Annotated in this window: 20 protein-coding genes; 1 reads left to right on the forward strand and 19 read right to left on the reverse strand. The window is 48.0% G+C overall.

Going from position 1 to position 24,892, the window contains the following annotated elements:
- Positions 1-5 precede the first annotated feature (5 nt).
- The 6 genes from uvrB to ftsE form a co-directional block, all read right to left on the reverse strand.
- The gene (gene uvrB, locus AC50YO_RS17895) at positions 6-1,997 is read right to left on the reverse strand and encodes an excinuclease ABC subunit UvrB (protein WP_494849288.1); all 1,992 of its coding nucleotides are present in this window, start codon (positions 1,995-1,997) and stop codon (positions 6-8) included.
- Between the two features lie 259 nt (positions 1,998-2,256).
- Positions 2,257-3,555 (reverse strand): PDZ domain-containing protein, encoded by a 1,299-nt coding sequence (locus tag AC50YO_RS17900; RefSeq protein WP_494849289.1) that lies wholly within the window; start codon positions 3,553-3,555, stop codon positions 2,257-2,259.
- Positions 3,556-3,649: 94 nt separating this feature from the next.
- Entirely contained in the window at positions 3,650-5,101 is a 1,452-nt protein-coding gene (locus AC50YO_RS17905) for a S41 family peptidase (protein WP_494849290.1), read from the reverse strand.
- Between the two features lie 135 nt (positions 5,102-5,236).
- Positions 5,237-6,409 (reverse strand): murein hydrolase activator EnvC family protein, encoded by a 1,173-nt coding sequence (locus tag AC50YO_RS17910; RefSeq protein ID WP_494849291.1) that lies wholly within the window; start codon positions 6,407-6,409, stop codon positions 5,237-5,239.
- Positions 6,410-6,420: 11 nt separating this feature from the next.
- Complete coding sequence (ftsX, locus tag AC50YO_RS17915) at positions 6,421-7,338, reverse strand: permease-like cell division protein FtsX (RefSeq protein WP_494849292.1); 918 nt, start codon at positions 7,336-7,338, stop codon at positions 6,421-6,423.
- Positions 7,328-8,014, reverse strand: coding sequence for a cell division ATP-binding protein FtsE (ftsE, locus tag AC50YO_RS17920; protein ID WP_494849294.1), 687 nt, complete (start codon positions 8,012-8,014; stop codon positions 7,328-7,330). The genes ftsX and ftsE overlap by 11 nt, the downstream gene beginning before the upstream one ends.
- Before the next feature lie 264 nt (positions 8,015-8,278).
- Here ftsE and AC50YO_RS17925 point away from each other — a divergent pair, with 264 nt between their 5' ends.
- A complete protein-coding gene (locus AC50YO_RS17925) occupies positions 8,279-9,712 on the forward strand; it encodes a VanW family protein (RefSeq protein WP_494849296.1) in 1,434 nt (477 codons plus the stop codon).
- A gap of 92 nt (positions 9,713-9,804) precedes the next feature.
- Here AC50YO_RS17925 and argH read toward each other — a convergent pair whose 3' ends face one another.
- The 13 genes from argH to AC50YO_RS17990 all read right to left on the reverse strand — a co-directional run bounded on the left by argH (position 9,805) and on the right by AC50YO_RS17990 (position 24,882).
- Positions 9,805-11,220, reverse strand: coding sequence for an argininosuccinate lyase (gene argH / locus AC50YO_RS17930; protein ID WP_494849297.1), 1,416 nt, complete (start codon positions 11,218-11,220; stop codon positions 9,805-9,807).
- A gap of 95 nt (positions 11,221-11,315) precedes the next feature.
- Positions 11,316-12,551, reverse strand: coding sequence for an argininosuccinate synthase (locus AC50YO_RS17935; protein ID WP_494849299.1), 1,236 nt, complete (start codon positions 12,549-12,551; stop codon positions 11,316-11,318).
- Between the two features lie 45 nt (positions 12,552-12,596).
- Positions 12,597-13,553: an ornithine carbamoyltransferase gene (argF, locus tag AC50YO_RS17940; protein WP_494849300.1), complete on the reverse strand. Its 957-nt coding sequence runs from the start codon at positions 13,551-13,553 to the stop codon at positions 12,597-12,599.
- Between the two features lie 39 nt (positions 13,554-13,592).
- Positions 13,593-14,789 carry an acetylornithine transaminase gene (gene argD / locus AC50YO_RS17945; protein ID WP_494849301.1) on the reverse strand — a complete coding sequence of 399 codons (1,197 nt, stop codon included), beginning with the start codon at positions 14,787-14,789 and terminating at the stop codon, positions 13,593-13,595.
- 23 nt (positions 14,790-14,812) lie between these two features.
- A complete protein-coding gene (gene argB, locus AC50YO_RS17950) occupies positions 14,813-15,598 on the reverse strand; it encodes an acetylglutamate kinase (RefSeq protein ID WP_494849303.1) in 786 nt (261 codons plus the stop codon).
- 27 nt (positions 15,599-15,625) lie between these two features.
- Positions 15,626-16,864, reverse strand: a complete 1,239-nt coding sequence (argJ, locus tag AC50YO_RS17955; RefSeq protein WP_494849305.1) for a bifunctional ornithine acetyltransferase/N-acetylglutamate synthase — start codon at positions 16,862-16,864, stop codon at positions 15,626-15,628.
- Between the two features lie 30 nt (positions 16,865-16,894).
- Positions 16,895-17,944 (reverse strand): N-acetyl-gamma-glutamyl-phosphate reductase, encoded by a 1,050-nt coding sequence (argC, locus tag AC50YO_RS17960; RefSeq protein ID WP_494849307.1) that lies wholly within the window; start codon positions 17,942-17,944, stop codon positions 16,895-16,897.
- Positions 17,945-18,086: 142 nt separating this feature from the next.
- The gene (locus AC50YO_RS17965; protein WP_494849309.1) at positions 18,087-18,986 is read right to left on the reverse strand and encodes a YitT family protein; all 900 of its coding nucleotides are present in this window, start codon (positions 18,984-18,986) and stop codon (positions 18,087-18,089) included.
- Between the two features lie 115 nt (positions 18,987-19,101).
- Positions 19,102-20,209 (reverse strand): peptide chain release factor 2 gene (prfB, locus tag AC50YO_RS17970; protein ID WP_494849310.1). Its coding sequence is split into 2 segments (ribosomal slippage): positions 19,102-20,136 and positions 20,138-20,209, totalling 1,107 coding nucleotides; the frame shifts between segments, so codons are not numbered across the junction.
- Between the two features lie 131 nt (positions 20,210-20,340).
- A complete protein-coding gene (secA, locus tag AC50YO_RS17975; RefSeq protein ID WP_494849311.1) occupies positions 20,341-22,848 on the reverse strand; it encodes a preprotein translocase subunit SecA in 2,508 nt (835 codons plus the stop codon).
- Positions 22,849-23,068: 220 nt separating this feature from the next.
- Entirely contained in the window at positions 23,069-23,614 is a 546-nt protein-coding gene (gene hpf / locus AC50YO_RS17980) for a ribosome hibernation-promoting factor, HPF/YfiA family (protein ID WP_494849313.1), read from the reverse strand.
- A 227-nt stretch (positions 23,615-23,841) separates the two neighbouring features.
- Positions 23,842-24,039, reverse strand: coding sequence for a cold-shock protein (locus tag AC50YO_RS17985; RefSeq protein ID WP_028608231.1), 198 nt, complete (start codon positions 24,037-24,039; stop codon positions 23,842-23,844).
- Positions 24,040-24,174: 135 nt separating this feature from the next.
- Entirely contained in the window at positions 24,175-24,882 is a 708-nt protein-coding gene (locus AC50YO_RS17990) for a phosphocholine cytidylyltransferase family protein (RefSeq protein ID WP_494849314.1), read from the reverse strand.
- Positions 24,883-24,892 lie beyond the last annotated feature (10 nt).

The raw sequence follows: 24,892 nt of genomic DNA on the forward strand, positions 1-24,892 counted from the left end.
CTCGTCTAACCTTCAACACGCAGTTCAAGCAAAGCGTCACGCAGCTCGGCAGCCCGCTCGAATTGGAGATTCTTCGCGGCATCCTTCATCTCTGCTTCCAGCCTTTGGATCAAGGATTGGCGATCCTTCTTCGACATTTTGTCGGTGCCAACCCCGGTCAAATAATCCGCCTTCTTCTCCGCGACCTTCGTCGCCTCGATCACATCATTGACCTTCTTGCGAATCGTCTGCGGCGTTATGCCATACTTCTCATTATGGGCTAACTGGATCGTTCTCCGCCGCTCCGTCTCTTTGAGTGCTTTATCCATGGAATCCGTTATTTTATCGCCATACATGATTACGCGGCCTTCACTGTTACGTGCCGCCCGACCAATCGTCTGAATCAGGGATCGCTCCGAACGCAAGAAGCCTTCCTTATCCGCATCAAGAATAGCGACAAGAGATACCTCTGGCAAATCAAGCCCTTCCCGCAACAGATTAATACCGACCAGCACATGGAAGGTACCTAGCCTTAAATCACGTAGAATAGCGATCCGTTCCAGTGTCTTAATATCCGAATGCAAATAACGCACCTTGATGCCGATCTCTTTGAAATAGTCCGTTAAATCCTCCGCCATCTTCTTCGTAAGCGTCGTTACGAGTACACGCTCATCCTTCGCTATCCGATCCCGAATCTCTACAAGCAGATCATCGATCTGGCCTTTCGTAGGCCTCACTTCAATAATAGGGTCAATTAGACCAGTTGGCCTGATAATCTGTTCCACCATAGTTGGACAATGCTCCAGCTCATAAGGTCCTGGCGTAGCAGATACGTAGACAAGCTGTTTTACCTTTTTCTCGAATTCTTCAAACTTCAAAGGCCGATTATCCATCGCCGAAGGGAGACGGAAGCCATGATTGACCAGCATTTCCTTACGTGCTCGGTCACCATTGTACATCGCCCGAATTTGCGGCAGCGATACATGCGACTCATCAATAACGACCAGCATGTCATCCGGAAAATAATCCATCAGCGTGTAAGGCGTTGCCCCCCGCTCTCGGAAGGTCAATGGCCCTGAATAGTTCTCGATCCCGGAGCAAAAGCCCATTTCTGCCATCATCTCCAGGTCATAGCGCGTCCGTTGCTCCAGTCTTTGCGCTTCAAGCAGCTTGCCATCCTCTCTTAGCTCAGCCAGCCGTTCCTCTAATTCTCGCTCTATATTCACAAGAGCAACCTTCATCGTCTCTTCTTTGGTAACAAAGTGAGATGCCGGAAAAATAGCGACATGCTCGCGCTCGCCAACAATCTCGCCAGTTAATACATCGATCTCTGTAATCCGTTCAATCTCATCCCCGAACAATTCAATTCGCATCGCCCGCTCATTATTGGCAACAGGAAATATCTCAACAATATCACCGCGGACACGGAACGTTCCGCGAACAAAGTTAATATCATTGCGCTGGTATTGAATATCGACAAGCTTATGAAGAATCGCATCTCGAGACTTCTCCATCCCTACTCGCAGGGAAAGGACCAGGCTTCCGTACTCCTGCGGCGAACCGAGGCCATAAATACACGAGACGCTCGCTACAATAATAACGTCACGCCGATCGAATAATGCACTGGTCGCTGAGTGGCGAAGCTTATCAATTTCATCGTTAATGCTCGAATCCTTCTCAATATAAGTATCCGTCGATGGGATATAAGCCTCTGGCTGAAAATAATCATAATAACTGACGAAATATTCAACGGCATTATCCGGAAAAAACTGCTTGAACTCACTGCATAGCTGAGCAGCAAGCGTCTTATTATGTGCAATCACCAATGTAGGCCGATTCAATTCTGCGATCACGTTCGCGATGGTGTAGGTCTTGCCTGTACCTGTCGCACCGAGCAGCGTCTGATGTCTTTCGCCGCTTTGGACGCCTGCCAAAAGCTGGCGTATCGCTTCAGGCTGATCGCCTTGTGGTGTATATTCCGATTGCAAATCAAATTTCTTGGGTATTGGCTCCACCATTATTTCCATCCTCCGTCCCCATATTTCTCTATCCATCATTATAGTCAAAATTCCGCAAAACAAGCAGAAAAAGTTATTTAAAGCAGTTCGAAGCGAATGTTTGTTCCCACCAATATTATAGTCTCATAAGAGTGCGATTGCAATTCTTAGTTATAAGACCACACTTACTAGGTTTGGATGGGCTAAACATAGTTCATAAAAGGGAAAAGGCTCGTTCCTAAGCGCTTGCACTTAGAACAAAGCCTTTCCTATCATCTATTTAGTGTGGTTTGGAAGCTCCATTGTTATCTCCAAAAGGGGATGCTGCTCCTCGACGATTCGCAGTCCTTCTTGTGCGAAGCAGATCAAATAATGAAGAAGGCTCAGCCGAAGCGTAATAGTTCGCTTGCTCATCCGGTACCAAGATTACGCCAAGCTGATGATGCTCTCCCGCATAACGTGCCCGCTGAACAAACTTCACTTCGCCTGCAAGATTGAGCACCTCCAGCTTGCAAAGCGCAGAATTGCTTTGCAAAGCTTCATGCAGGTCTTCCTTTGTAAAGACACGATTGCCGTTGACCTTGGCAATAATTTCACCAGCAGCCAGGCCTAATGCCTCTGCAGGCGTTCCCGGAACAATACCCAGAATGCGCAGGCCGCGCTGATCATTCACGAACAACGGACTTTGCCGCGCTTCGAATGAACGGCTTCTCCATATAATGACTTCATGAAGCAATAGCGAGCAGAGTGCCGTGAGCGGCAGAAGTACCGGCAGCCACCATGCCAACAATGCAGCGCCTGTAAGCAACAAGCTGAACAATAGCAGCCCTTTGGCTGCATGGCGTGCTTTCTCACGCGGCAGCATAGAACGGGTCAGTTCGCTAAAGCCTATAATCATTGGCAGGGCAATCACCGCCCAGCCTTGTGATCCATTCATTCCAAGGAGAGTATCCCACGGCAATCCGCTAGCTTCACCGCTTGCAGAAGGAACTAGCAGCAGTAGCGGTACCGGCCAGAATCCTTGCAGCATATAACCGCCGACCAACTTGCCTCTTTTGCCTTCCAGAAATAACGGAGTTGCGAGCTTATCCCCTTGCTGTTTAACCAGAAGCGCTTCAGCAAGGTGGAGCAGAGCAACCAACAGAAAGAGGCCGACCATGTCAATCTGCTCTAACGACCTTGCCATCGCACCTAACCAGTTGCTTTGATCAGCTAGAGCCGTCCAGCCCACTATCCATTGCAGCAGACCAAGAACACCAGCGCCATAGGCAAAACACAGATAGCGGATGCGGAACAGCATGAGTATGAAAGCCGTGCACCAGAGCCAAATTACGGCTTCTGAAGTTAAGCTTATGCCAATAAATACACTAATAATAGATGCGCCTATCCCTACTCCCAGTCCAGCGAGCAGAGCACGGCCTAATAGTCTAGGCCATTGATGGAGCTTGACGGCAAATAGCTGCCTCTCAAGGCGAATCTGCCGGGTATATTGCAAAAGAATAAATAAAACTGAAATATAGTAGAACGGCTGCGCCAGCATTTGTATGGCCGCCCATTCAAACTGTCTCAGTAACGCCATTGCTGTATCCACCACTTACACTCCCATCCCTTGCAAAAATAAAAGGCTGACTCCGAAGACAGAGTCAACCTTCTATTCATTCGACATGAGCACTCTATTTCCTGCCAACCGCCTTGAACGCTTCATGCAGCTGCTTGTCGTTCTTCTCATCCTTCAGCCACTTGATAACCGCTTGCTCCAGCGCCTCTGCCGTCTTCACATCAATAGCTCCTGTTGCCGGCAAGCCAGCATCGCCTTGGAACCGTTGAAGCGCAAGCTCCGTCTCCAAACTGAAATAACCGTCCTTGCGCTTAGGCTCATAACCCAATCCTTCAAGCATAACCTGTGCGCTCCGGACCTGATCGCCCAGCATATCTTTATGAAGCGTATTTGCAATTGAGATTCGAGCTGCCGTATATAACTCTGACGGAAGCACCTCTATCGTTGGTTTGATGCCTTTCTTATGAATCCAATTCCCATTCGGCGTTAACCATTTGGCAATTGTCATCTTCACTAGGCTTCCGTCTCCAAGCGTCTTGTTATAGCTAACCTGAACGGTTCCCTTGCCAAAAGTCGTCTCGCCGATCAGAACGGCATTGGCTTTCTCCTGCAGGGCCCCTGCTAATATTTCTGACGCGCTGGCACTGCCCTTATTAATTAAGACAGCAAGCGGATAAGGCTTCTTCTGTCCTTGGGAAAGGGTGCGTTCACGTTCTCCATCCCGATTCTCAACCTGCACGACCGGCTCTCCGTTTGGCAAGAATGTTTCAGCGATCTCCACAACGACCGGTAAAACACCCCCAGGATTATTGCGCACATCAATAACGAGACCCTTGAGCCCCTTATTTTCTAGCTGTGCCAGCTCCTCCTTGAAACGTTCTGCGGTATTCAAAGAAAACTGCCTTATTTCAATAAGGCCTATTCCATCATTGCCAATACGGGCATATACCGTCTCAACGTCAATATCATCTCGAACTAGAATAAGCTCGATTGCCTCTGCGAAGCCCTCTCTCTGAATTTGCAGCTTGGCTTTCGTGCCTTTCGGGCCGCGAATTTTCCCCACTGCATCATTCAAGGTTAGTCCATCGAGCTTATCTCCGTTCACCGACAAAACAACATCCTTGGCGCGAAGTCCCGCCCGTTCTGCAGGAGATCCTTTAATAGGAGCAACGATAACGACCTTCCCTGTCTCCAGAGTTACCTCAGCTCCAATGCCTGTGAAGGAGCCTTCAATAGATTCAGAGAAATGCTGCGCGGTGTCCTTTTCCATATATACGGAATACGGATCCTGAAGCGAGGTCATCATTCCTCTTACCGCACCGTCAACCAACTCGCCCCGATCTATTTCTTGAAAATATTTCGTTTCAATTAAATTCAGAACCGCGTTAATTTTGGATAGCTCACCTTTATTTAATCCCGTCCGCTCGCTTGTAGCCGCGGTTGCAGTTAACCGATGGGCTTCCCCGCTTTTCAGGATCGGTTGGTCGGTCACGACCAACGTGACTAACACAGCAGCAATCATTCCCATTAGAACGAAAGCGATAACTGTACGTCCTCTAAACTGCATGCTCGATACCACCTTCTTATTTGACCTGCTTTTTCGTGAACCATCCTAGTATATGACAAGCCCTCCATTTTTATTTGCTGTATGCGGCAAATAAGGCAGCCAAAATGGCTGCCTCTAGTTTGTGAAATCGCTAATTTATTTCAAATATGAGCTTGGATTAGTCGGAACTTGATTCTTACGAACTTCAAAGTGAAGATGAGGACCTGTTGAGTTGCCGGTGCTGCCTACTTCTGCAATCTTCTGGCCTTTCTTAACTGTTTCACCTTTTTCCACTTTAATACCGCCATTGCGAATGTGCCCATACAACGTCCACAAGCCATTGCCATGATCGATAATGACACAGTTGCCATAACCGCTCCAAGTCTGTGCTACGATCACAACGCCTGCCTCAGCGGCGTAAATATCCGTACCCTGCGGTGCTGCAAAATCCATGCCTGCATGAAGCTTTTTACCGCCGGATATTGGGTGAATCCGATAGCCGAAGCCTGAGCTGACCCGATAATTATCCCGAATCGGCATGCCCAGCTTGCCGCCTGTATATGGATTTTTAATTTTATTCTTTTCCTTTTGAAGCTGGGATACTTTGGCCGCCAGTTCAAGCAGCAGTTTTTCCTGCTCTTCACTGATGTCCTCTAGATCCTCTAGTTCCTTGTTGTAGCTTGCGATCATAACTTCTTTTTCTTTTTCTTTATTTACAAGCTGTGCTTTGTATTTCTCCAGCTTCGTATACATCGTCTTCACTTCACCCAGAGCTACCTCAACCTGCGCCTTCTTCTCTACGACCAGCTCTTTGTCTTTCTTATGCTGCTCAAGAATATTGCGGTCCTGACTCAGGATAGACTGCAGCGCATCGAAGCGATCAATGAAATCCGTAAAGCTTGTGGAGCTAAGAAGCACGTCCAAATAGGAGACGAATCCATTCTCATACATCAGTCTTAGCCGCTGCTGAAGCAGTTGGTCACGATCTTCAACACGCTGTTCAGCCTCGACGAGATCTGTACCTGCCTGCTGGAGCTCAACTTCTTTATCCTCTACTTGGCCTTCGACACGTGTCAGATTAATAACAACGTCATCCAATTCCTTCAATAGCTTCTTGATGGCTTGCTCGGCATTTTCTTTTTGAACAACAATTCTTTCTTTTTGGTTCTCGGCATTTGCTGCCTCTTGCTGCGCTTGCTTAATTTGTTTTTTGGCGGACGCCAGATCCTTATTGATCTGATCCATCGATGAAGCGGCATGACTGCCTACAGGCTGCAACATAAATACGGTCAACATCGTTATGACAATAAATAGTTTCTTCACTCTCACCTAGCCGCCACCTACACTTTCAAATATTTTCTTACGGATAAGGTACTGCCCCATACACCGATCACTGTACCAAGGGCGATCAATAATGCACCGACCTGGAAACCGTACTGTTCAACGGTAACCAGCTTCATCATCATTAGCCCCAGCTCCACCTGAGTTAGGCGAACCAGTTCTCCATACGATACCAGGAGAGCTGCCGCAGTCAGTACCGATGCAAATATGCCTATTAATGCACCTTCTATAAAGAACGGCCAGCGTATGAACGAATTTGTCGCTCCAACCAGCTTCATAATTCCGATTTCTCTACGTCTAGCGATAATTGTCATCTTAATCGTATTGGATATAAGGAACATCGCGGTCACTCCAAGCCCAATCACAACGACCAGACCGATATTACGAACGGCATTCGTTATTTTGAACAGCGTCTCAACCGTGCCTTGGCCATACTTCACACTTGTTATAGGCAGCATATCGTCAGCCTTGTTAATTTCGTTGATTCTCGTAGCTGCTTCATCAATCGTCTGAGGGTCGAACACTTCTACCGTGAAGGAATCCGGCAAAGGATTACTTTCCTTATCATAGCCGTCAAGCAAATCATCGCCATCGGCTCCTAGATTGTCACGCAGCAGCTCTAATCCTTCTGCCTTCGAGACATAGATTACTTTGCTTACCTCAGCCAGATTGCCGATCTTGTTCTTGAGCTCACTTACCTTCTGTTGATCTACACTAGTCTGCAAATACACCCGTATTTGCACCTGACTTTCAATATCTGAAGCCAAGCTGTTGACATTGAGTGCCAGCAGCATGAACACGCCTAGTAAAAAAAGTGAAATAAAGATGGAACTAATTGAGGCAAATGACATCCATCCATTGCGAATGACATTCTGAACCCCTACTCGAAAGTGACGAAGTAAGGTTCTAAATTTCATAACCATACTCCCCTCTTGCTTCATCGCGGACAATATCGCCATTCTCGATAGCAATAACTCGCTTGCGCATCGTGTTCACTATTTCCTTGTTGTGCGTTGCCATCACAATCGTAGATCCTCGGAAGTTAATCTCCTCAAGCAGGTTCATAATTCCCCAAGATGTCTCTGGATCCAGATTCCCGGTAGGCTCGTCCGCTACAATAACCGAAGGATTATTGACGATCGCCCTTGCAATTGCTACCCGCTGCTGCTCACCGCCAGATAACTGCGCAGGCAAGCTGGCATGCTTATGCTTCAAGCCAACAAGCTCCAGTACTTCCATCGTTCTTTTCTTAATAATGCGCCGAGGCGCCTCGATAACTTCCATTGCGAACGCAACATTCTCATAAACGCTGAGCTTAGGCAATAGCCTGAAATCCTGAAAAATAACGCCGATATTACGGCGAACATATGGGATTTTGCGAGGCTTCAGCTTGCCTATATTGAATCCATTTACGGATATTTGACCTTTCGTTGGAACCTCTTCGCGATAAATCAGCTTCATGAATGTAGATTTGCCGGCGCCGGATGGACCAACCAGATAAACAAACTCATTGCGATCTATGCGAACGGATACTCCCCGCAGGGCGTGTGTGCCGTCGGTGTACGTTTTCCAAATGTCTTGCATCTCTATCACATTATCACATCCTGTTTTTTGTCAGTCTTACTAATTCGACAGGAATGTATCAAATCCTTCACAATGGGGTTTATTTCCTCGTTTTTCACAATTCTCATAAACAAATATTCTCAGTTAATTGGAATTATCGAACAGGAATTTCGACAAACACATGCTGTAATTCAACGGATTGAACTCTTAAAAAGAGAAGGGGAAATTTGGACCAGCCAGCTGCATATAGATGAAACATTGTCTAATTTATGGTGGAAGAAGGGTGGTCCTCTTTTGAAAAAGTTGCACATTGGATTCATTGTCCTCACAGCATTGCTGCTTGCAGCCACCGTCGGTTGGGGAATGCTCTGGTATTATTCCGAGCAGGAGACCGTTCCAAAGGGAGTAGCCGCAGGCAGCTTGTCCATCGAGGGCAAAAGCATTGATGAAGCTCTTCAGCTTCTGGAGGAATATGAGAGCCTGCTGAATAATCGTAGTCTGACGGTCGAAGCGAATACCGTTGCAGAAGGCAGCAAGCAATGGACAGCCGCGGAGATTGGGTATCATGCCGAATTCTTAGAAGCGAGAGCAAGCTTATTAAAGCTTCGCGAAGGCCATGTGTGGGAAAAGGCGAGGTACCGCTACCGTTTGCAGAGAAACTATAAGCTGCAGCAGAGCTTCAGCCCCTCTGTATTCGAAGCGCTTATCCGCAAGCAATGGGGCTGGATCGATAGTAATGAACCGAGGGATGCGGTACGCCGAATTACAGCGCAAGATCAAATCGAATACGAAGCTCATGTAGATGCCTATCGAATCGAATATGCCAAGCTAACGGAACGGGTTAAATCATGGGTTATAGTTGAGCCTGCTGCGCTCCCGAATCCACCTGATTCATCTCAGGTCATTCCGCTCCCTATTCAGATCAAGCAACCGACAATTACGCTGGAGAAGCTAAAAGAAGAAGGAATCGACCGCAAGATCATTCAGTTCTCCACAAGCTTTGCCTCAAGCGCCGAGGGGCGTGCCCACAATGTATCCTCTGCTGCCAAAGCATTGAATGATTGGCATCTGGCTCCCGGAGAAGTATTCGCTTATAGCGATCTCATCGCCTTAGCTGAGAAAGAATATGGCTTCAAGGAGGCCCCCGTTATTCTGAACGGCAAGCTGGTTCCCGGAATCGGCGGGGGCATTTGTCAAGTATCGAGCACCCTGTACAATGCCGTTCTTCGCAGCGGTCTGGAGATTGTAGAAAGGCGCAATCACTCGCTTCCCGTTGCCTATCTCCCAATTGGTCAGGACGCAACCTTTGCTGATGGCTATATTGATTTTCGATTCCGCAATTCAACGGGCAAGCATTTGATCATTCGTACGGAGACAGACAATCGGCAATTGACGATCAAGCTGTTCGGCACACTGCCGGAGGATATTCGGTATGAGATCGAATCTGTTACCGTCAAGACGATAGAGCCCACTCTCCAGAAGGTAACGAATTCATCGCTGGCAGATGGAAAACAAAGGATTATTCAGCAAGGAAAACGGGGATATGTGGTAGAGACCTACCAGATTCTTTTGAAAAATGGGGAAGTTGTCTCACGCGAACGAATCTCGCGCGATACCTACAAAGCCCAACCGACGATCATTCACGTCGGTCCAGGAACGAATGCACCCGCTGCTACGCCAGCCCCAGCCAAGGAACTATTGGAGGATGGGGTGAACAGCGGCGGCTAGGTGATATGCTCTACAGCTCAGAGATGACATATTACGCACAAATAAGGCCTCAGAAGGAAGAGTTGCTCTTCCCTCTGAGGCCTTTGCTCTTATTAACGACTACGCTCAGCGTATTCGATTACCCATTCGGCTGTCTTCGCTATTTCCAGCTCTGCACGGCCGATAGCGCTCTCCACCTGCGACTTCGCAGTGCCGCCGTATACGTTGCGAGCATTAACAACCTGCTCCGGCTGCAATACAGCATAGATGCGATCATCGAACAGCTGTGAGAACTGCTTGAATTCTTCCAGCGTAAGATCGAGCAAATATTTATTCTGCTCGATGCAATAGAGTACCGTTTTGCCGATAACTTCATGCGCTTGACGGAATGGCAGCCCTTTGCCAACGAGGAAGTCGGCAATGTCTGTTGCATTCGAGAAATCCTGATTCACTGCTTGGCGCATCTGGTCTTTATTCACCTTCATCGTCGCAATCATCGGAGCGAACAATTGCAGGGCGCCTTGCATCGTTTTCACAGTATCGAACATGCCTTCCTTGTCTTCCTGCATGTCCTTATTGTAAGCAAGCGGCAGCGATTTGAGAACGGTCAACAGGCCAACAAGGTTGCCGTATACACGTCCGGTCTTGCCGCGCACAAGCTCTGGCACATCCGGATTCTTCTTCTGCGGCATAATGCTGCTGCCCGTACAGAAAGCGTCATCCAGTTCAACGAACCGGAATTCCGTGCTTGACCATAGGATCAGCTCCTCGCTGAGCCTGGAGAGATGCATCATGATGATCGAAGCATGGGAAAGAAATTCAAGAATGAAGTCACGGTCACTAACCGCATCAAGACTGTTCTCATATACGCGATCGAACTTAAGCTGGCTCGCCACGAAATGACGATCAATTGGGAAGGTAGTCCCAGCAAGGGCACCAGCACCAAGCGGCAGTGTATTAATACGCTTGTAGCTATCCTGCAGACGCTCAAGATCACGCCCGAACATCGAGACATAAGCCATTAAGTGATGCGCGAACAAGATAGGCTGTGCCCGCTGCAAATGCGTATAGCCCGGTACAATCGTATCGATGTTTGCTTTTGCTTGCTCAATAAGCGAGGACTGCAGCTTCTGCAGCAGATCAACGAATTCAACGACTCTCTTACGCAAATAAAGATGCATATCAGTTGCCACTTGGTCGTTGCGGCTGCGTCCCGTATGCAGCTTGCCGCCAACTGGGCCAACGTCGTCAATCAGCGTCTTCTCGATATTCATATGAATATCCTCATCGGAGATCGAGAATTCGAGATCATTGCGCTTGATCCGTTGAAGGACGCGATGAAGCCCATCCTTAATAGCTTCTACATCGTCTGCTGGCAGAATGCCCTGCTTGCCGAGCATCGTTACATGCGCCAAGCTGCCTTGAATATCCTCTTCCGCAAGCTCTTTATCGAACATAATTGAAGCTGTATATTCTTCTACCAACTGGTCGGTCTTCTTCGTGAACCGGCCACCCCATAATTTACTCATTTGCTCGCCACGCTCCCTCCCGATTGCCGCACAGAGCCGCCGCACGAATGGATGGTCCTTCATTCATGCGACGGCTATTAACAGCGCTCGGATTATTATTTCTTGCTTTGTTCCACGCCGGAGGATACTTTCAGACGAAGTGCGTTCAAGCGGATGAAGCCTGTAGCATCGCCTTGGTCATAGGCTTGCGATGGATCTGCCTCCATCGTCGCGATATCCGGGTTATATAAGCTAACTGGGCTTTGTACACCTGCGCCAATTACATTGCCTTTATACAGCTTCAAGCGCACGACACCCGTTACATTCTTCTGGGATTCTGTAACAAGAGCTTGCAAAGCTAGACGTTCTGGTGCGAACCAGAAGCCATTATATACAAGCTGGCTATATTTCGCGATCAGAGAATCACGCAAGTTCATTACTTCACGATCCATCGTGAGCGATTCCATCTTGCGGTGAGCGGTGAACAGGATCGTACCGCCCGGAGTCTCGTACACGCCGCGGCTCTTCATGCCAACGAAACGATTCTCTACCATATCAACCCGGCCGATGCCATGCTTGCCGCCAAGCTCATTGAGCTTATCCATTACGCCAAGCGGGCTTAATTGCTCACCATTCACAGCAACGCAATCCCCAGCTTCGAACGTCAGTTCAATATATTCCGCTTGATCAGGCGCTCTCTCTGGCGAAACGCTAAGCACGTACATCTCTTCATTTTCTTCCGCGCTTGGATCGAACCAAGGATCCTCCAACATGCCGCTCTCAAAGCTAATATGAAGCAGGTTGCGGTCTGTCGAATAAGGCTTGGCTGCCGAAGCAGTAACCGGAATATCATGTTTTTCTGCATAAGCGATCATCTCTGCGCGGCCCGGGAACTCCTCACGGAATTTCTCTTCGCGCCATGGAGCAATAACAGCAATATCAGGTGCCAGAGCTGCAACAGCCAGCTCAAAACGCACTTGGTCATTGCCTTTGCCAGTTGCGCCATGCGCAATTGCTGTCGCGCCTTCTGCACGAGCGATATCTACCATGCGCTTCGCGATCAAAGGACGGGCAATTGACGTGCCGAGCAAGTACTGCCCTTCATACAAGGAGCCTGCTTGGAACATCGGATAGATAAAGTCTTTTGCAAACTCGTCACGAAGATCATCAATGTAGACCTTCGATGCACCTGTGGCAAGGGCTTTGGCTTCCAGACCGTCCAATTCATCCTTTTGCCCGATATCAGCCGTGAATGCAATAATTTCTGCATCATATGTTTCCTTCAACCATTTCAAGATGACGGATGTATCTAGTCCGCCAGAGTATGCCAGTACGATTTTTTCCTTCGCCATTCCTCTTGCACCCCTTCATTCTTATAAGTAAGTTTATCGTTATAACTACATGATTGCTGCCATGATTGCTTTTTGAGCATGCAAGCGATTCTCCGCCTGATCATAAATAATCGAATGCTTCCCGTCAATAACGCCTTCACTTACTTCCTCGCCGCGATGAGCAGGCAGGCAGTGCATGAACTGATAATCTTTTTTCGCATATTTAACGAGTTCTTCGTTTATTTGATAATTCGCGAACGCAAGCTCGCGTTCCTTCTGCTCTTCTTCCTGCCCCATGCTCGCCCATACGTCTGAATAGACGATATCCGCATCTGCGATAGCTTCCTTCGGATCATGAACAAGTTGAATCTGCGCTCCTGTCTCAGAGGCATGGTCCTTCGATTGCTGAATCATGTCGGCATCCGGCTCATAGCCCTCTGGCGTTGCAATCGAAATATTCACTCCAAGCTTAGCAGCACCCATCATCAGGGAGTGTACCACATTGTTGCCATCGCCGATATAAGCAACCTTCAGTCCTTCAAGCCGTCCCTTATGCTCCAGAATGGTCTGGTAATCCGCAAGCGCTTGGCAAGGATGCGAGAGATCAGTTAAACCATTAATAACCGGAATCGTAGCTCCACGAGCGAGTTCTACCACTTTACGGTGGGCAAATGTACGAATCATAATTCCATCGAGATAACGCGACAGCACCTGAGCTGTATCCCAGATTGGCTCGCCTCGTCCGATTTGCAGATCATTGCCGCTAAGGAATAGACCTTGTCCGCCAAGCTGATAGATCCCTACCTCGAAAGAAACACGGGTACGAGTAGACGACTTTTCAAAAATCATGCCGAGCGTCTTGCCTTTGAGCAAGTGATGGGTCTCGCCAGCCTTTTGCATCTTCTTCAATTCAATGGCCAGGTCGATCAAATACCGAATTTCCTCTGGCGTGTAATCAACCATCATTAGAAAATCGCGGCCTTTCAAGCTCGCGGCCAATTGTTCTTTTTGTGTATCCTGCATAGCTATGTTCCTCCTCCAAACCTAATCTAAACAGCCCTGTTACGCACCAGCTTCAGCTAACAGTTCGAACAATATAGCTACAGCCTGATCTATTTCTTCTTTCGTTACCAGCAAATTCGGCAGCAAACGGATCACATTAGGACCTGCAGAAATGACAAGCAGACCTTTGTGTTGGGCTGCGGTAAGAATAGCTCCAATCGGCTCCACGCATTCAATTCCTACAATCAAGCCTTTTCCTCGAACTTCCTTCACGAAGGGATTATCGCTAAGCTTGCTGCTGAGCTGCTCCATCAAGTAATTGCCCATCTCTGCTGCCCGCTCCGGCAGGCGTTCACCGACAATCGTTTCGACTGTTGCTTTGACAGCTGCAGTCGCAATCGGCGTACCGCCAAAGGTTGAACCGTGGCTTCCTGGACCGAATGCGTCACGAAGCTTCTCCTTCGCTACAGCTGCTCCGACAGGGAAGCCGCTTCCGAGGCCTTTTGCCAAGGTGAAAATATCCGGTTCAATGCCATAATGCTCATAGGCAAACAGCTTGCCTGTGCGTCCCATGCCTGTCTGAATCTCATCGACGATGAGCAGAATGCCATTCTTCTGGCATAGCTCTACGAGTGCCTCTATGAAAGCAGGATCAGCAGGATAAATCCCGCCCTCCGCCTGAATCATCTCCAGCATGATCGCTGCTGTGTGATCAGATATGGCTGCCTCTACTGCCGCAATATCGTTAATGGGAATATATTTGAAACCTTCAGGCAGCGGCGCAAAGCCTTCCTTGACCTTCTCCTGGCCAGTTGCCGTGAGTGTTGCCAAGGTTCTTCCGTGGAAGGAGTGCTCGAACGTTATAATTTCATAGCGGCCATTATTCAATACCTTTTGCTGATAACGGCGTGCCAGCTTAATTGCTGCTTCATTGGCCTCTGCTCCCGAGTTGCAGAAGAATACAGCATCGCCGCAGCTATTGGCTGTAATAAGCTGAGCCGCTTCTTCCTGATTAGGAATGCGGAATAGGTTGGAAACATGCCACAGTTCATCCAACTGCTTCACAAGCGCTTCCTTAATCTGACGCGGCGCATGGCCGAGATTCGTAACCGCAATACCGCTCATGAAATCGAGGTAACGGTTTCCTTGATCATCCCACAGCCAGCTTCCTTCACCCTTTACAAGAGCAATCGGATATCTTGCATATGTAGGCAACAGCGATTGGTCTGCTGCTGCGGCTAATTTCGAATCACTCATCATTTTCCCCGCCCTTCATTCAATTACTGCACAATCCTCGTACCAACGCCGCCTTCTCGAACGGCTTTGCTCAGAACACCTGACTCTTCACCGCTGACGATAACTACCTCGCGTACACGGCCCTGAATGCACTGCACAGCTGCACGAACCTTCGGAATCATGCCGCCGTATATTTCACCGCTTGCAATCATCGCTTCGATATCTGCGACCGTTGCGGTTGGCAGAACTTTTTTCACGCCATCAATCGTCCGCATAATACCCGGCACATCCGTTACAACGATCATCTGCTCTACGCCAAGGTGCGAAGCAACAGCGCCTGCCGCAGTATCTGCATTGATGTTGTAGCGTTGTCCTTCGGCGTCGATGCCGATCGGTGCGATAACAGGCATATAGCCCATGGCCATAATGCCCTCAATAATCTCGGCATTCACATCCGTCACATCGCCAACGAAGCCGATCTCTGCCGAATTCGCTACTGGCTGTGCCTGAATGAGCAGGCCGTCGACACCCGATAAGCCGAGCGCCTTCGCCCCATTGGATTGAATTTTGCGCACGATCTCTTTATTGATGCGACCAGCGAGCACCATCTCCACTACGTCTAGGACATCCTCATTTGTTTTGCGAAGGCCGTTCACGAATTCCGTCTCAATGCCAAGCTTCGTCAGTGTATCCGATATGGCAGGACCTCCACCATGGACGATAACGGGATGAATACCGGACTGCTGAAGCTCACGCAGCTCCTCGAAAAAGGATTCTGGAAGTGCGGCCAGCGTACTTCCTCCGCATTTCATTACAAAACGTTGTGCCATTATGAATGATTCTCCTTTATAAGAGCATTACGTGCGGTAAGCCGCATTAATACGAACATAGTCATAGGTCAAGTCACAGCCCCAGGCAGTGGCCTCGCCTTGTTCCATATGAAGATCAACCTGAATGACGACGGTGTCGCCCTTTAGATAAGCAAGCGCTGCTTCTTCATCAAATGCAACCGGCCGGGATTGCTGCAGCGTCACAATGTCGCCAAGCAGCACATCAACCGTTTCCGGATTAACAGGCTGCCCTGCACGGCCTACGGCTGCAATAATGCGTCCCCAGTTGGCATCAGCGCCGAATACAGCTGACTTCACCAGCGAGGAGCCAATAACCGTCTTAGCAATCGCTCGTGCCGATTCATCACTCACTGCTCCGCGCACTTGTACTTCTACAAGCTTCGTCGCACCTTCACCATCACGCGCAATCGCTTTCGCCAGCACCTCGCATACATAACGAAGCGCAGCAGCAAAAGCTGCCCAGCCCTCATGCTGCGGGTTCAGCTCACGATTGCCTGCTAGTCCGCTGGCCATTGCAACCAGCATATCATTCGTACTGGTATCTCCATCGACCGTTATCATATTGAACGTGTAGTCGGTCACTTCACGCAGCAACAGCTGCAGAGAATCACTGCTGATGGCCGCGTCTGTCGTAACGAAGCCCAGCATCGTTGCCATATTAGGATGAATCATGCCTGAGCCTTTGGATGCTCCCGCTACATGGACCAGCTTGCCGTCAATCTCAACAGATACGCATACCATTTTTTGCACGAGATCGGTCGTCAATATCGCTTGGCAAAAACCATCAGCCCCATTGCGGTCTGCCGCCAGCTCCGCAGGAAGCAAATCGATGCCAGAGCGAACCTTATCCATCTTCAAATTCTCACCAATGACACCTGTAGAAGCAACAGCTACATGCTGTGCCGGTACACCGATCGATTCAGCAAATCTCGAACGCATCTCATAAGCATCGTCTTCCCCTTGCTTGCCTGTCACCGCATTGGCATTGCCGCTATTAACAATTACAGCACGCAGTTTGCCTTCGGCACCGAGACTTTCGCGAGTCACCTTCAAAGGCGCTGCTTGAAAAGCATTGGTTGTATAAACGCCCGCTGACGCTGCCGGAACCTCACATACGATAGCACCCAGATCATGACGTGTAGATTTTTTTAGACCGCAGTGAAGTCCTCCGGCTTTGAATCCTTTAGGAGTCGTAATCGATCCTTCTGCGACAACCGAATACGGCGTTGATTGCACCTGTCCCATGATACATCCTATCTCCTTCGCTCTATTTACTTATGGATAAACCGGAACAAACTGCAAGCCCAGCGTCTCATCCCAGCCCATCATCATATTCAAGTTCTGAATGGCTTGACCTGCTGCACCCTTAACCAGGTTGTCGATAACCGATACGATGGTCACCCGACCCGTCCGGTCATCTACAGCAAATCCGATATCGCAATAGTTGGAGCCCCATACTTCCTTCGTCGCCGGCCATTGGCCTTCTGGACGAATTCGAACGAATGGACGACCTTCATAATAATTCTTATATAAATTTATAAAATCCGCTGTGTTGTGTTCCCCTTGCACAGTAGCGTATGTCGTTGCCATAATCCCGCGTGTCATTGGAACAAGATGTGTTGTGAATGTTGTTACAACCTGTTGTCCAGCCACGTCGGAGAGAACCATCTCGATCTCAGGAATATGCTGATGCTGATTCAGCTTGTAAGCTTTGAAGTTTTCGTTAAGCTCGGAATAGTGCGTGCCAAGACTGGCCCCGCGTCCCGCTCCAGACACGCCAGACTTCGCATCAATAATAATGGTTCCCGGATCAATCCAGCCCGCTTGAAGGGCAGGTACAAGTCCAAGTACAGAAGCTGTTACATAACAGCCTGGATTGGAGATAAAGGATGCACCCGGTACCTTGTCACCGTACACCTCAGCCATGCCATAAACGGCTTGCTTCAAATAGCTCTCGTCAGCAGCTTCTTTCTTGTACCATTTCTCGTAAAGGGCAGTATCTTGGAGGCGATAATCCCCAGATAAATCAATTACCTTGAGCCCAGCATCCAGAAGCTGAGGTGCAAGCTTGGTCGCTATGCCAGCAGGCGTAGCTGTGAAGACAACATCTGCCTTCTCCTTAATGGCCTGAGGATCAATATCATCAAGCAAAGCCGTATGAATATTCGTCAAATGCGGATAGCCTTCCGTAATTGGCGTTCCCGCGCTTGACGAGGAAATAACGGATGTTACCTCTACTTGTGGATGAGAGGCCAACAACCGAATAAGTTCAACGCCGCCATAGCCTGTTGAACCAATTATCGCAACCTTTACTTTCTCGCCCATATGCATCTTCTCTCCCTATGAGAATCATCTAATACTCTATTCTACATGATTCAACAGCTCATGAAAATATCGTTTATTTCGTATTATTATACATCGCAACTTATATTAATACAATGCAGAAAAAGCAGCTTTTTGCATCCATTTACTCCAGCTTGAAGCCTTGCCCTATCACTTCCGACGTACTGCTAATAATTACAAAAGCCGAGGAATCAACAGCCTTTACAAGCTGCTTGAGCTTCGCAACCTCTGTCTGTCCTATAACGACCATAAGAACGGTTCTGCCTTCTCCTGTATATCCCCCATGTCCATCCAGCTTGGTAAGACCTCGATCAAGATCATGCAGAATGACCTCAGTCAGCCTCTCTGCTTCTGCGCTAATAATAAAGGCTACTTTGGAGACAGGAAGGCCGCTCTGAATAATATCGATCGTCTTGCTCGTAACATAAAGCCCAATCAAGGCATAGAGAGCTATCTCTGGAGATATGATGAACCCGGCCGCAATAATGACACAGCCATCGAAGCATACGACAGCGAGTCCAAGCGGCAGCCCCGTATAACGATGCAGAATCTGTGCCGCCAGATCAAGGCCCCCGGTAGAGCCTCTCCCGCGGAATACTAAGCCCAGTCCAAGGCCTACACCTATACCGCCATAGATCGCCGCGAGCAAAGGGTTATCCGTCGGTGCGGGCCAGTTAGATGTAACCAGAACAAATAACGGCAGCAATATAGAGCCAATTGCCGTCTTCAATGCAAATCTTTTGCCCAGCAGCCATAGACCTGCTAGAAACAAAGGGATGTTGAGAGCCCATTGCGTCAGGGCTGGTGTAATGCCGCTTACTTTCTGGACGAGTATAGACAGGCCTGATACGCCTCCTGAGGCGATACCGTTCGGTACGAGAAAGAGATTGAAGCTGATTGCCACAACCATTGAACCAAGGACGACCTGAAGCCCTTCCCAGATTTTCTGCGCTCTTGCCCCCTTAGGACGTCCGTTCCACTTTCTTCTTGCTGCAGCGTTGTCGCTGGCGTTAGGCTTTGCCATCTTGCTATCTCCTCGCGAGTTCTTCTAGATGCTAACTATTCGAATTTTTTATTCAAAAAAGGAAGAGCTCTCCACCCTATCTGTGTGGGAGCTCTTCCTTTTACCTATTCAGCTCTTACTCCTGACGAATCTGGCTGCGCAGATAGCCGTCGATGAAGGCATCAATGTCGCCATCCATAACAGCACCAACATTGCCTGTCTCGACTTGCGTCCGATGATCCTTCACCATGCTGTAAGGATGGAATACATAAGAGCGTATCTGGCTGCCCCAGGCGATATCCGATTGCTCGCCCCGAATTTCAGCCAAATGCTTCCGCTGCTCTTCAATCTTGCGTTCATAGAGCTTCGAACGAAGCATATTCATCGCCCGTTCACGGTTCTGAATCTGCGAACGTTCCTGCTGGCAGGCAACTACAATTCCCGAAGGAATATGTGTAATCCGAATCGCAGATTCTGTCTTATTGACATGCTGACCGCCGGCGCCGCTTGCACGGTACGTATCGACCTTCAGATCCTCACTGCGAATTTCGATATCAATATCATCCGTAATCTCAGGAACTACATCACATGATGCGAATGAAGTATGCCGACGACCTGAAGCATCGAACGGAGATATTCGGACAAGCCGATGTACGCCTTTCTCAGCCTTCAAGTAGCCATAAGCATTATATCCCTTGACCGCAATAGTTACGCTCTTGATTCCGGCCTCATCACCATCCTGGTAATCCAATACCTCGACCTTGAATCCTCGCTTGTCAGCCCAACGGGTATACATACGATAGAGCATTTGACCCCAGTCCTGCGACTCTGTGCCGCCCGCACCAGGATGAAGCTCAAGAATGGCATTGAGCTTATCATAGGGCTGATTGAGCAGAAGCTGCAATTGAAAGCTATTCACCTTCTCAACAAGTGCTGCTATGCCAACCGTGAGATCCGCTGCCAGCGACTCATCACTCTCTTCCTCAGCCAGCTCAACCATCGTCTGCAAGTCTTCCTGCTCGCTGTTCAGCCGTTCGTATTGATCAACCACAGACTTCACGGCATTCATCTCAGCAATTAGGGCTTGAGCCGATATATTATCATCCCAGAAATCGGGATAAGTCATCTTCTCTTCAAAGTTCGCAATCAATTCGAGCTTAATATCTAAGTCAAAGAGACCCCCTGAGTTCTTGGAGTCGCTTCGCTACTTCGCGCAAATCTTGTTTTATCGAAATGTCTATCATAGTGCTGCTTCACCTCAATCTTAAGTATAATCATGCTAGGAAAGCATGATGGAGACTGCACGAAACGCGCCATGTCGGCGCGTTTCGTTGTTGTATTACGATATGCTTCTCCGAAGCTTCAAGTGACAGGTTTATTTATTGATACCATGGCACTGCTTATACTTCTTGCCGCTGCCGCAAGGGCAAGCATCATTGCGACCTACACGCTCTTCACGCTTCACAGGGCGCTTCTCTTGATCTTCCGGGCTGTTCGTTGTCGTCTGGCCTTGTGCTACCTCTTGACGCTCAAGGTTGCTCTCCACGCGAGCCTTCATAATATATCTTGCGACTTCTTCCTGAATGCTCGCGATCATTTCCTTGAACATCTCGAAGCCTTCGAATTGGTATTCGCGAAGCGGATCTGTACCGCCGTAAGCCCGCAAATGAATACCCTGACGCAATTGATCCATCGCATCGATATGATCCATCCATTTGCTGTCTACAGCACGCAGAACGACGACCTTCTCGAATTCACGCATCGTCTCAACGCCCATCTCTTCTTCGCGTTGATCATAATAAGCGACAACCTTATCATAGATAAGGTCGATGATCTCATCCTTCTCTTTGCCCCATAGCTGTTCCTTCGTGAACGTATCTTCTGGAAGCAGTGTTGCATGAATGAAATCAACGATGGCTTGCAGATCCCACTCTTCAGGAATATCCTCCGCTGTATGGGCTTCAACCGTATGATCAATAACCGGCTTGATCATCTCCATGACAACCTCGCGAATATTATCCGAGGCAAGAACATCACGGCGCTGCTTATAAATAACCTCACGCTGCTGGTTCATAACATCATCATATTGAAGGACGATTTTACGTGTATCGAAGTTATTACCCTCTACTCGTTTCTGAGCGGATTCAACAGCACGAGAAATCATGCGGCTCTCAATTGGCTGATCTTCATCCAAACCGAGGCGATCCATCATGCTCATGATATTCTCGGAACCGAAACGGCGCATTAATTCATCTTCGAGAGAGAGATAGAATTGCGACGAGCCTGGGTCACCTTGACGTCCCGCACGTCCACGAAGCTGATTGTCGATTCGACGGCTCTCATGGCGTTCTGTACCGATAATATGAAGACCGCCAAGCTCTGCCACACCGTCACCAAGCAGAATGTCAGTACCACGGCCCGCCATATTGGTAGCGATCGTTACGGAGCCCGCTTGTCCTGCACGAGATATAATCTCTGCTTCTTCCGCATGGAACTTGGCATTCAATACTTTATGCGCGACGCCGCGACGCTTGAGCATATCAGCCAGCTTCTCTGAGTTCTCGATCGAGATTGTACCAACAAGTACAGGCTGGTTCTTGCTATGGCGTTCAACGATTTCTTCCACAACCGCTTTGAACTTGCCGCCCTCGCTCTTATAGACTACATCCTGCAGATCCTTACGGATCATCGAGCGATTCGTTGGCACCTGAATAACATCAAGGCCATATATACGTTTGAATTCTTCTTCCTCTGTCTTCGCCGTACCGGTCATGCCGGAAAGCTTGCGATACATCCGGAAGTAGTTCTGGAATGTAATAGTTGCGAGCGTCATGCTCTCGTTCTGAACCTTAATCTGTTCCTTCGCTTCAATCGCTTGATGCAATCCATCGCTATAGCGACGTCCTGACATCAGACGGCCAGTGAACTCATCAACAATGATAACTTCTTCCTCTTGCACGACATAGTCTACATCACGCTTCATAATAACATGAGCTTTCAGCGCTTGTTGAATATGATGGTTAAGCGTAACGTTAGCATGATCGAATAAGTTCTCAATATGGAAGGCTTTCTCTGCTTTGTCGACACCGGCTTCTGTCAGCATAACTGTACGAAGCTTCACATCAACGGTGAAATCCTCCTCTGCCTTCAAACGGCCAACTAAACGGTCAGCGGCAAAATAAAGCTCTGTCGACTTGGCAGCTTGTCCAGAAATAATAAGCGGCGTACGCGCCTCATCGACGAGGATGGAATCCACTTCATCTATAATCGCATAATAGAGCGGGCGTTGAACCAATTGCTCATTGTAGAGCACCATATTGTCACGCAAGTAGTCAAACCCAAACTCATTATTCGTTCCGTACGTAATATCGCATGCATAGGCTTCCTGCTTCTCGTCATGAGACAATCCATTTCTGTTGCAGCCGACTGTCAAGCCAAGGAAGTTGTACAGCTGTGCCATCAGCTCGCTATCCCGCGATGCGAGATAATCATTGACCGTAATAACATGAACGCCCTTGCCAAGCAAAGCATTCAAGTAGACAGGAAGGGTCGCAACGAGCGTCTTACCTTCACCGGTTCTCATCTCGGCAATTTTACCTTCATGAAGAACCATGCCACCCATCAATTGGACGTCAAAGTGGCGCATTCCCAACGTACGCTTTGAAGCTTCACGAACGACAGCAAATGCTTCTGGCAAAATCTTCTCAATTGCCTCGCCCTTCTCCAGACGTGCTTTGAATTCTTCTGTCTTGTTTCTTAGCGCATCATCCGATAAAGCCGATACAGTGGACTCTAATCCGTTAATTTCTTCTACCGTGCGCGTGAGGCGCTTGACCTCGCGCTCGTTCGCATCACCGAATATTTTTTTCACTAGTCCGAGCATGGTCTTCCCCTTTCGTATAACGCCTGTTTGCCTTAAATTGTAACAGTTTGTAGAGCCCTCCGCAACGAGTCCTTCTCATTTCCAGCATTAAGCATTTGCCTCGCCTCGCTATTAACCGCGCTATAAGCAATAAAGAAAATAAAGAGCCCCTTCTCCGACTGGAGAAAAGGCCCGGTTGTTTGTATGGTAATATATATCATATGCCTTAATAAGTATCAAATTAGTCCTGCTCAATCAATCCGTATTTCCCGTCGCTCCGTTTATAGACCACGTTTACTTCCTTATTGTCCACGTTGGAGAATACGAAAAAGTTATGTCCAACCATGTTCATTTGCAGAATCGCTTCTTCAACATCCATTGGCTTGAGTGTGAAGCGCTTCGTACGAACAAGCTCCAAATCATCCTCTTCCTCCAGAAGTCGTACAGCAGAGGAACCCTCATCCTTAAACAGTGATTTCACACCGCCTGCATGACGAAACTTACGATTGATCTTCGTCTTATGCTTACGGATCTGACGCTCTAGTTTGTCCACTACAGTATCTATTGAAGCGTACATATCCTCACTTTTATCTTCCGCTCTCAATAGTACACCTACTAGCGGAATCGTAACCTCTACCGCATGCTGCCCTTTTGTTACCGATAATGTAACAGTAGTCTCGGAGACTGGATCCTCAAAGTATCTCTCCAAGCGGCTCAGCTTCTTCTCGGCGTAATCTCGTAATGCCTCTGTCACCTGAAATCGTTGACCTCTAATGATGTATTGCATGGGGCATTCCTCCTTTACATATTCTTATTATAGCATAGTCAAAAGCTGAATTCCAACTCGTTTTCAGTTTATTGTGAATTTTCTGAAAACATTTCTGTCGAACGCTGTAGATACTATACTTACCCTAATAATCCATTATGAAAACACAAAAAAGCTCCGGGTTACCCGGAGCTTATCGGCACTTGTCAATATGAAACCATATAATGTGGCTGTACCAGCCTGAATGATTACAGTTTGACTACGTTTGCAGCTTGTGGACCGCGAGCGCCTTCTACGATGTCGAATTCAACCGATTGGCCTTCTTCGAGTGTTTTGAAGCCTTCAGTCTGGATAGCGGAGAAATGAACAAATACGTCGCCGCCTTGCTCAGTCTCGATAAATCCATAACCCTTCTCTGCGTTAAACCATTTCACTTTACCCTGCATTCATAACAGTCCCTTCATCTTCAAATACTGTGAGGCGTCTTATAAGGTATGGCCCACAATTCGAATATATCACCTAGGACACAAGATTGTCAATATTTCCTTGTAAGCGAATTCATTTTGAATACAGAACTTATCTTAGTACTGATTTAAACAGGCAGAATAGTCCGCTTTTGTATCGATTTCCTGACAAAATCCATCAAAATAATGGGGCTTCAACTGTATCGTAGAACTCAATAGTTCGTTTAGAGCATTTTCCGCATATACGTTCATATCCCCACGTATAATGTAAGTTTCGATACGATCCATCCATTGTGTTATTGCAGTAAAATCCAGCTTATAAATGGGTAATAGAAACCTGCAGTTATCAAAGATATCAATAGAGATTTGTAGAACATATTCACTTACAATTCGAGCCTTGAAATCTTTATCAGGCAGTTCATCACCTGAATCAACCAATACCTCATTCTTATGAGGAGACGAAAGAAGCGCTCCTACAATCTCAGAGTCGTAAACTAAATCTCCATGAAGAAGTAAACAATCTGAATCTATGTACTCCTTGATCAAGTACATCGAGTAAATATAATTTGTCGTGCTGTACTTCTCATTACGAACAAATTGAAAATGACCGCGATCAGCATAATTACGCTGCACGTATAGCTCAATCTCTTGATGATACCGCCCGGTCGTTATAATAAAATCTCGTATATTATTATGAAGCAAAGAGTCAATTTGCCTGCTCAATACGGTATGTCCCTCACCCAGGGGAAGCATGCACTTTGGCTGATTTTCAGTTAATTCCTCCATTCGAGAGCCTGTACCGGAATTAAGAATAATGGCTTTCATTAAACACCTC

It is taken from the genome of Paenibacillus sp. J22P59 (genome assembly GCF_059383895.1).

Excerpts from the sequence above, each read along its gene's own strand:
- uvrB (WP_494849288.1), bottom strand. The coding sequence starts at position 1,997 with ATGGTGGAGCCAATACCCAAGAAATTTGATTTGCAATCGGAATATACA.
- AC50YO_RS17900 (WP_494849289.1), bottom strand. The coding sequence starts at position 3,555 with ATGGCGTTACTGAGACAGTTTGAATGGGCGGCCATACAAATGCTGGCG.
- AC50YO_RS17905 (WP_494849290.1), bottom strand. The coding sequence starts at position 5,101 with ATGCAGTTTAGAGGACGTACAGTTATCGCTTTCGTTCTAATGGGAATG.
- ftsX (WP_494849292.1), bottom strand. The coding sequence starts at position 7,338 with ATGAAATTTAGAACCTTACTTCGTCACTTTCGAGTAGGGGTTCAGAAT.
- argH (WP_494849297.1), bottom strand. The coding sequence starts at position 11,220 with ATGAGTAAATTATGGGGTGGCCGGTTCACGAAGAAGACCGACCAGTTG.
- AC50YO_RS17935 (WP_494849299.1), bottom strand. The coding sequence starts at position 12,551 with ATGGCGAAGGAAAAAATCGTACTGGCATACTCTGGCGGACTAGATACA.
- argF (WP_494849300.1), bottom strand. The coding sequence starts at position 13,553 with ATGCAGGATACACAAAAAGAACAATTGGCCGCGAGCTTGAAAGGCCGC.
- argD (WP_494849301.1), bottom strand. The coding sequence starts at position 14,789 with ATGAGTGATTCGAAATTAGCCGCAGCAGCAGACCAATCGCTGTTGCCT.
- argB (WP_494849303.1), bottom strand. The coding sequence starts at position 15,598 with ATGGCACAACGTTTTGTAATGAAATGCGGAGGAAGTACGCTGGCCGCA.
- argJ (WP_494849305.1), bottom strand. The coding sequence starts at position 16,864 with ATGGGACAGGTGCAATCAACGCCGTATTCGGTTGTCGCAGAAGGATCG.
- argC (WP_494849307.1), bottom strand. The coding sequence starts at position 17,944 with ATGGGCGAGAAAGTAAAGGTTGCGATAATTGGTTCAACAGGCTATGGC.
- AC50YO_RS17965 (WP_494849309.1), bottom strand. The coding sequence starts at position 18,986 with ATGGCAAAGCCTAACGCCAGCGACAACGCTGCAGCAAGAAGAAAGTGG.
- secA (WP_494849311.1), bottom strand. The coding sequence starts at position 22,848 with ATGCTCGGACTAGTGAAAAAAATATTCGGTGATGCGAACGAGCGCGAG.
- hpf (WP_494849313.1), bottom strand. The coding sequence starts at position 23,614 with ATGCAATACATCATTAGAGGTCAACGATTTCAGGTGACAGAGGCATTA.
- AC50YO_RS17985 (WP_028608231.1), bottom strand. The coding sequence starts at position 24,039 with ATGCAGGGTAAAGTGAAATGGTTTAACGCAGAGAAGGGTTATGGATTT.
- AC50YO_RS17990 (WP_494849314.1), bottom strand. The coding sequence starts at position 24,882 with ATGAAAGCCATTATTCTTAATTCCGGTACAGGCTCTCGAATGGAGGAA.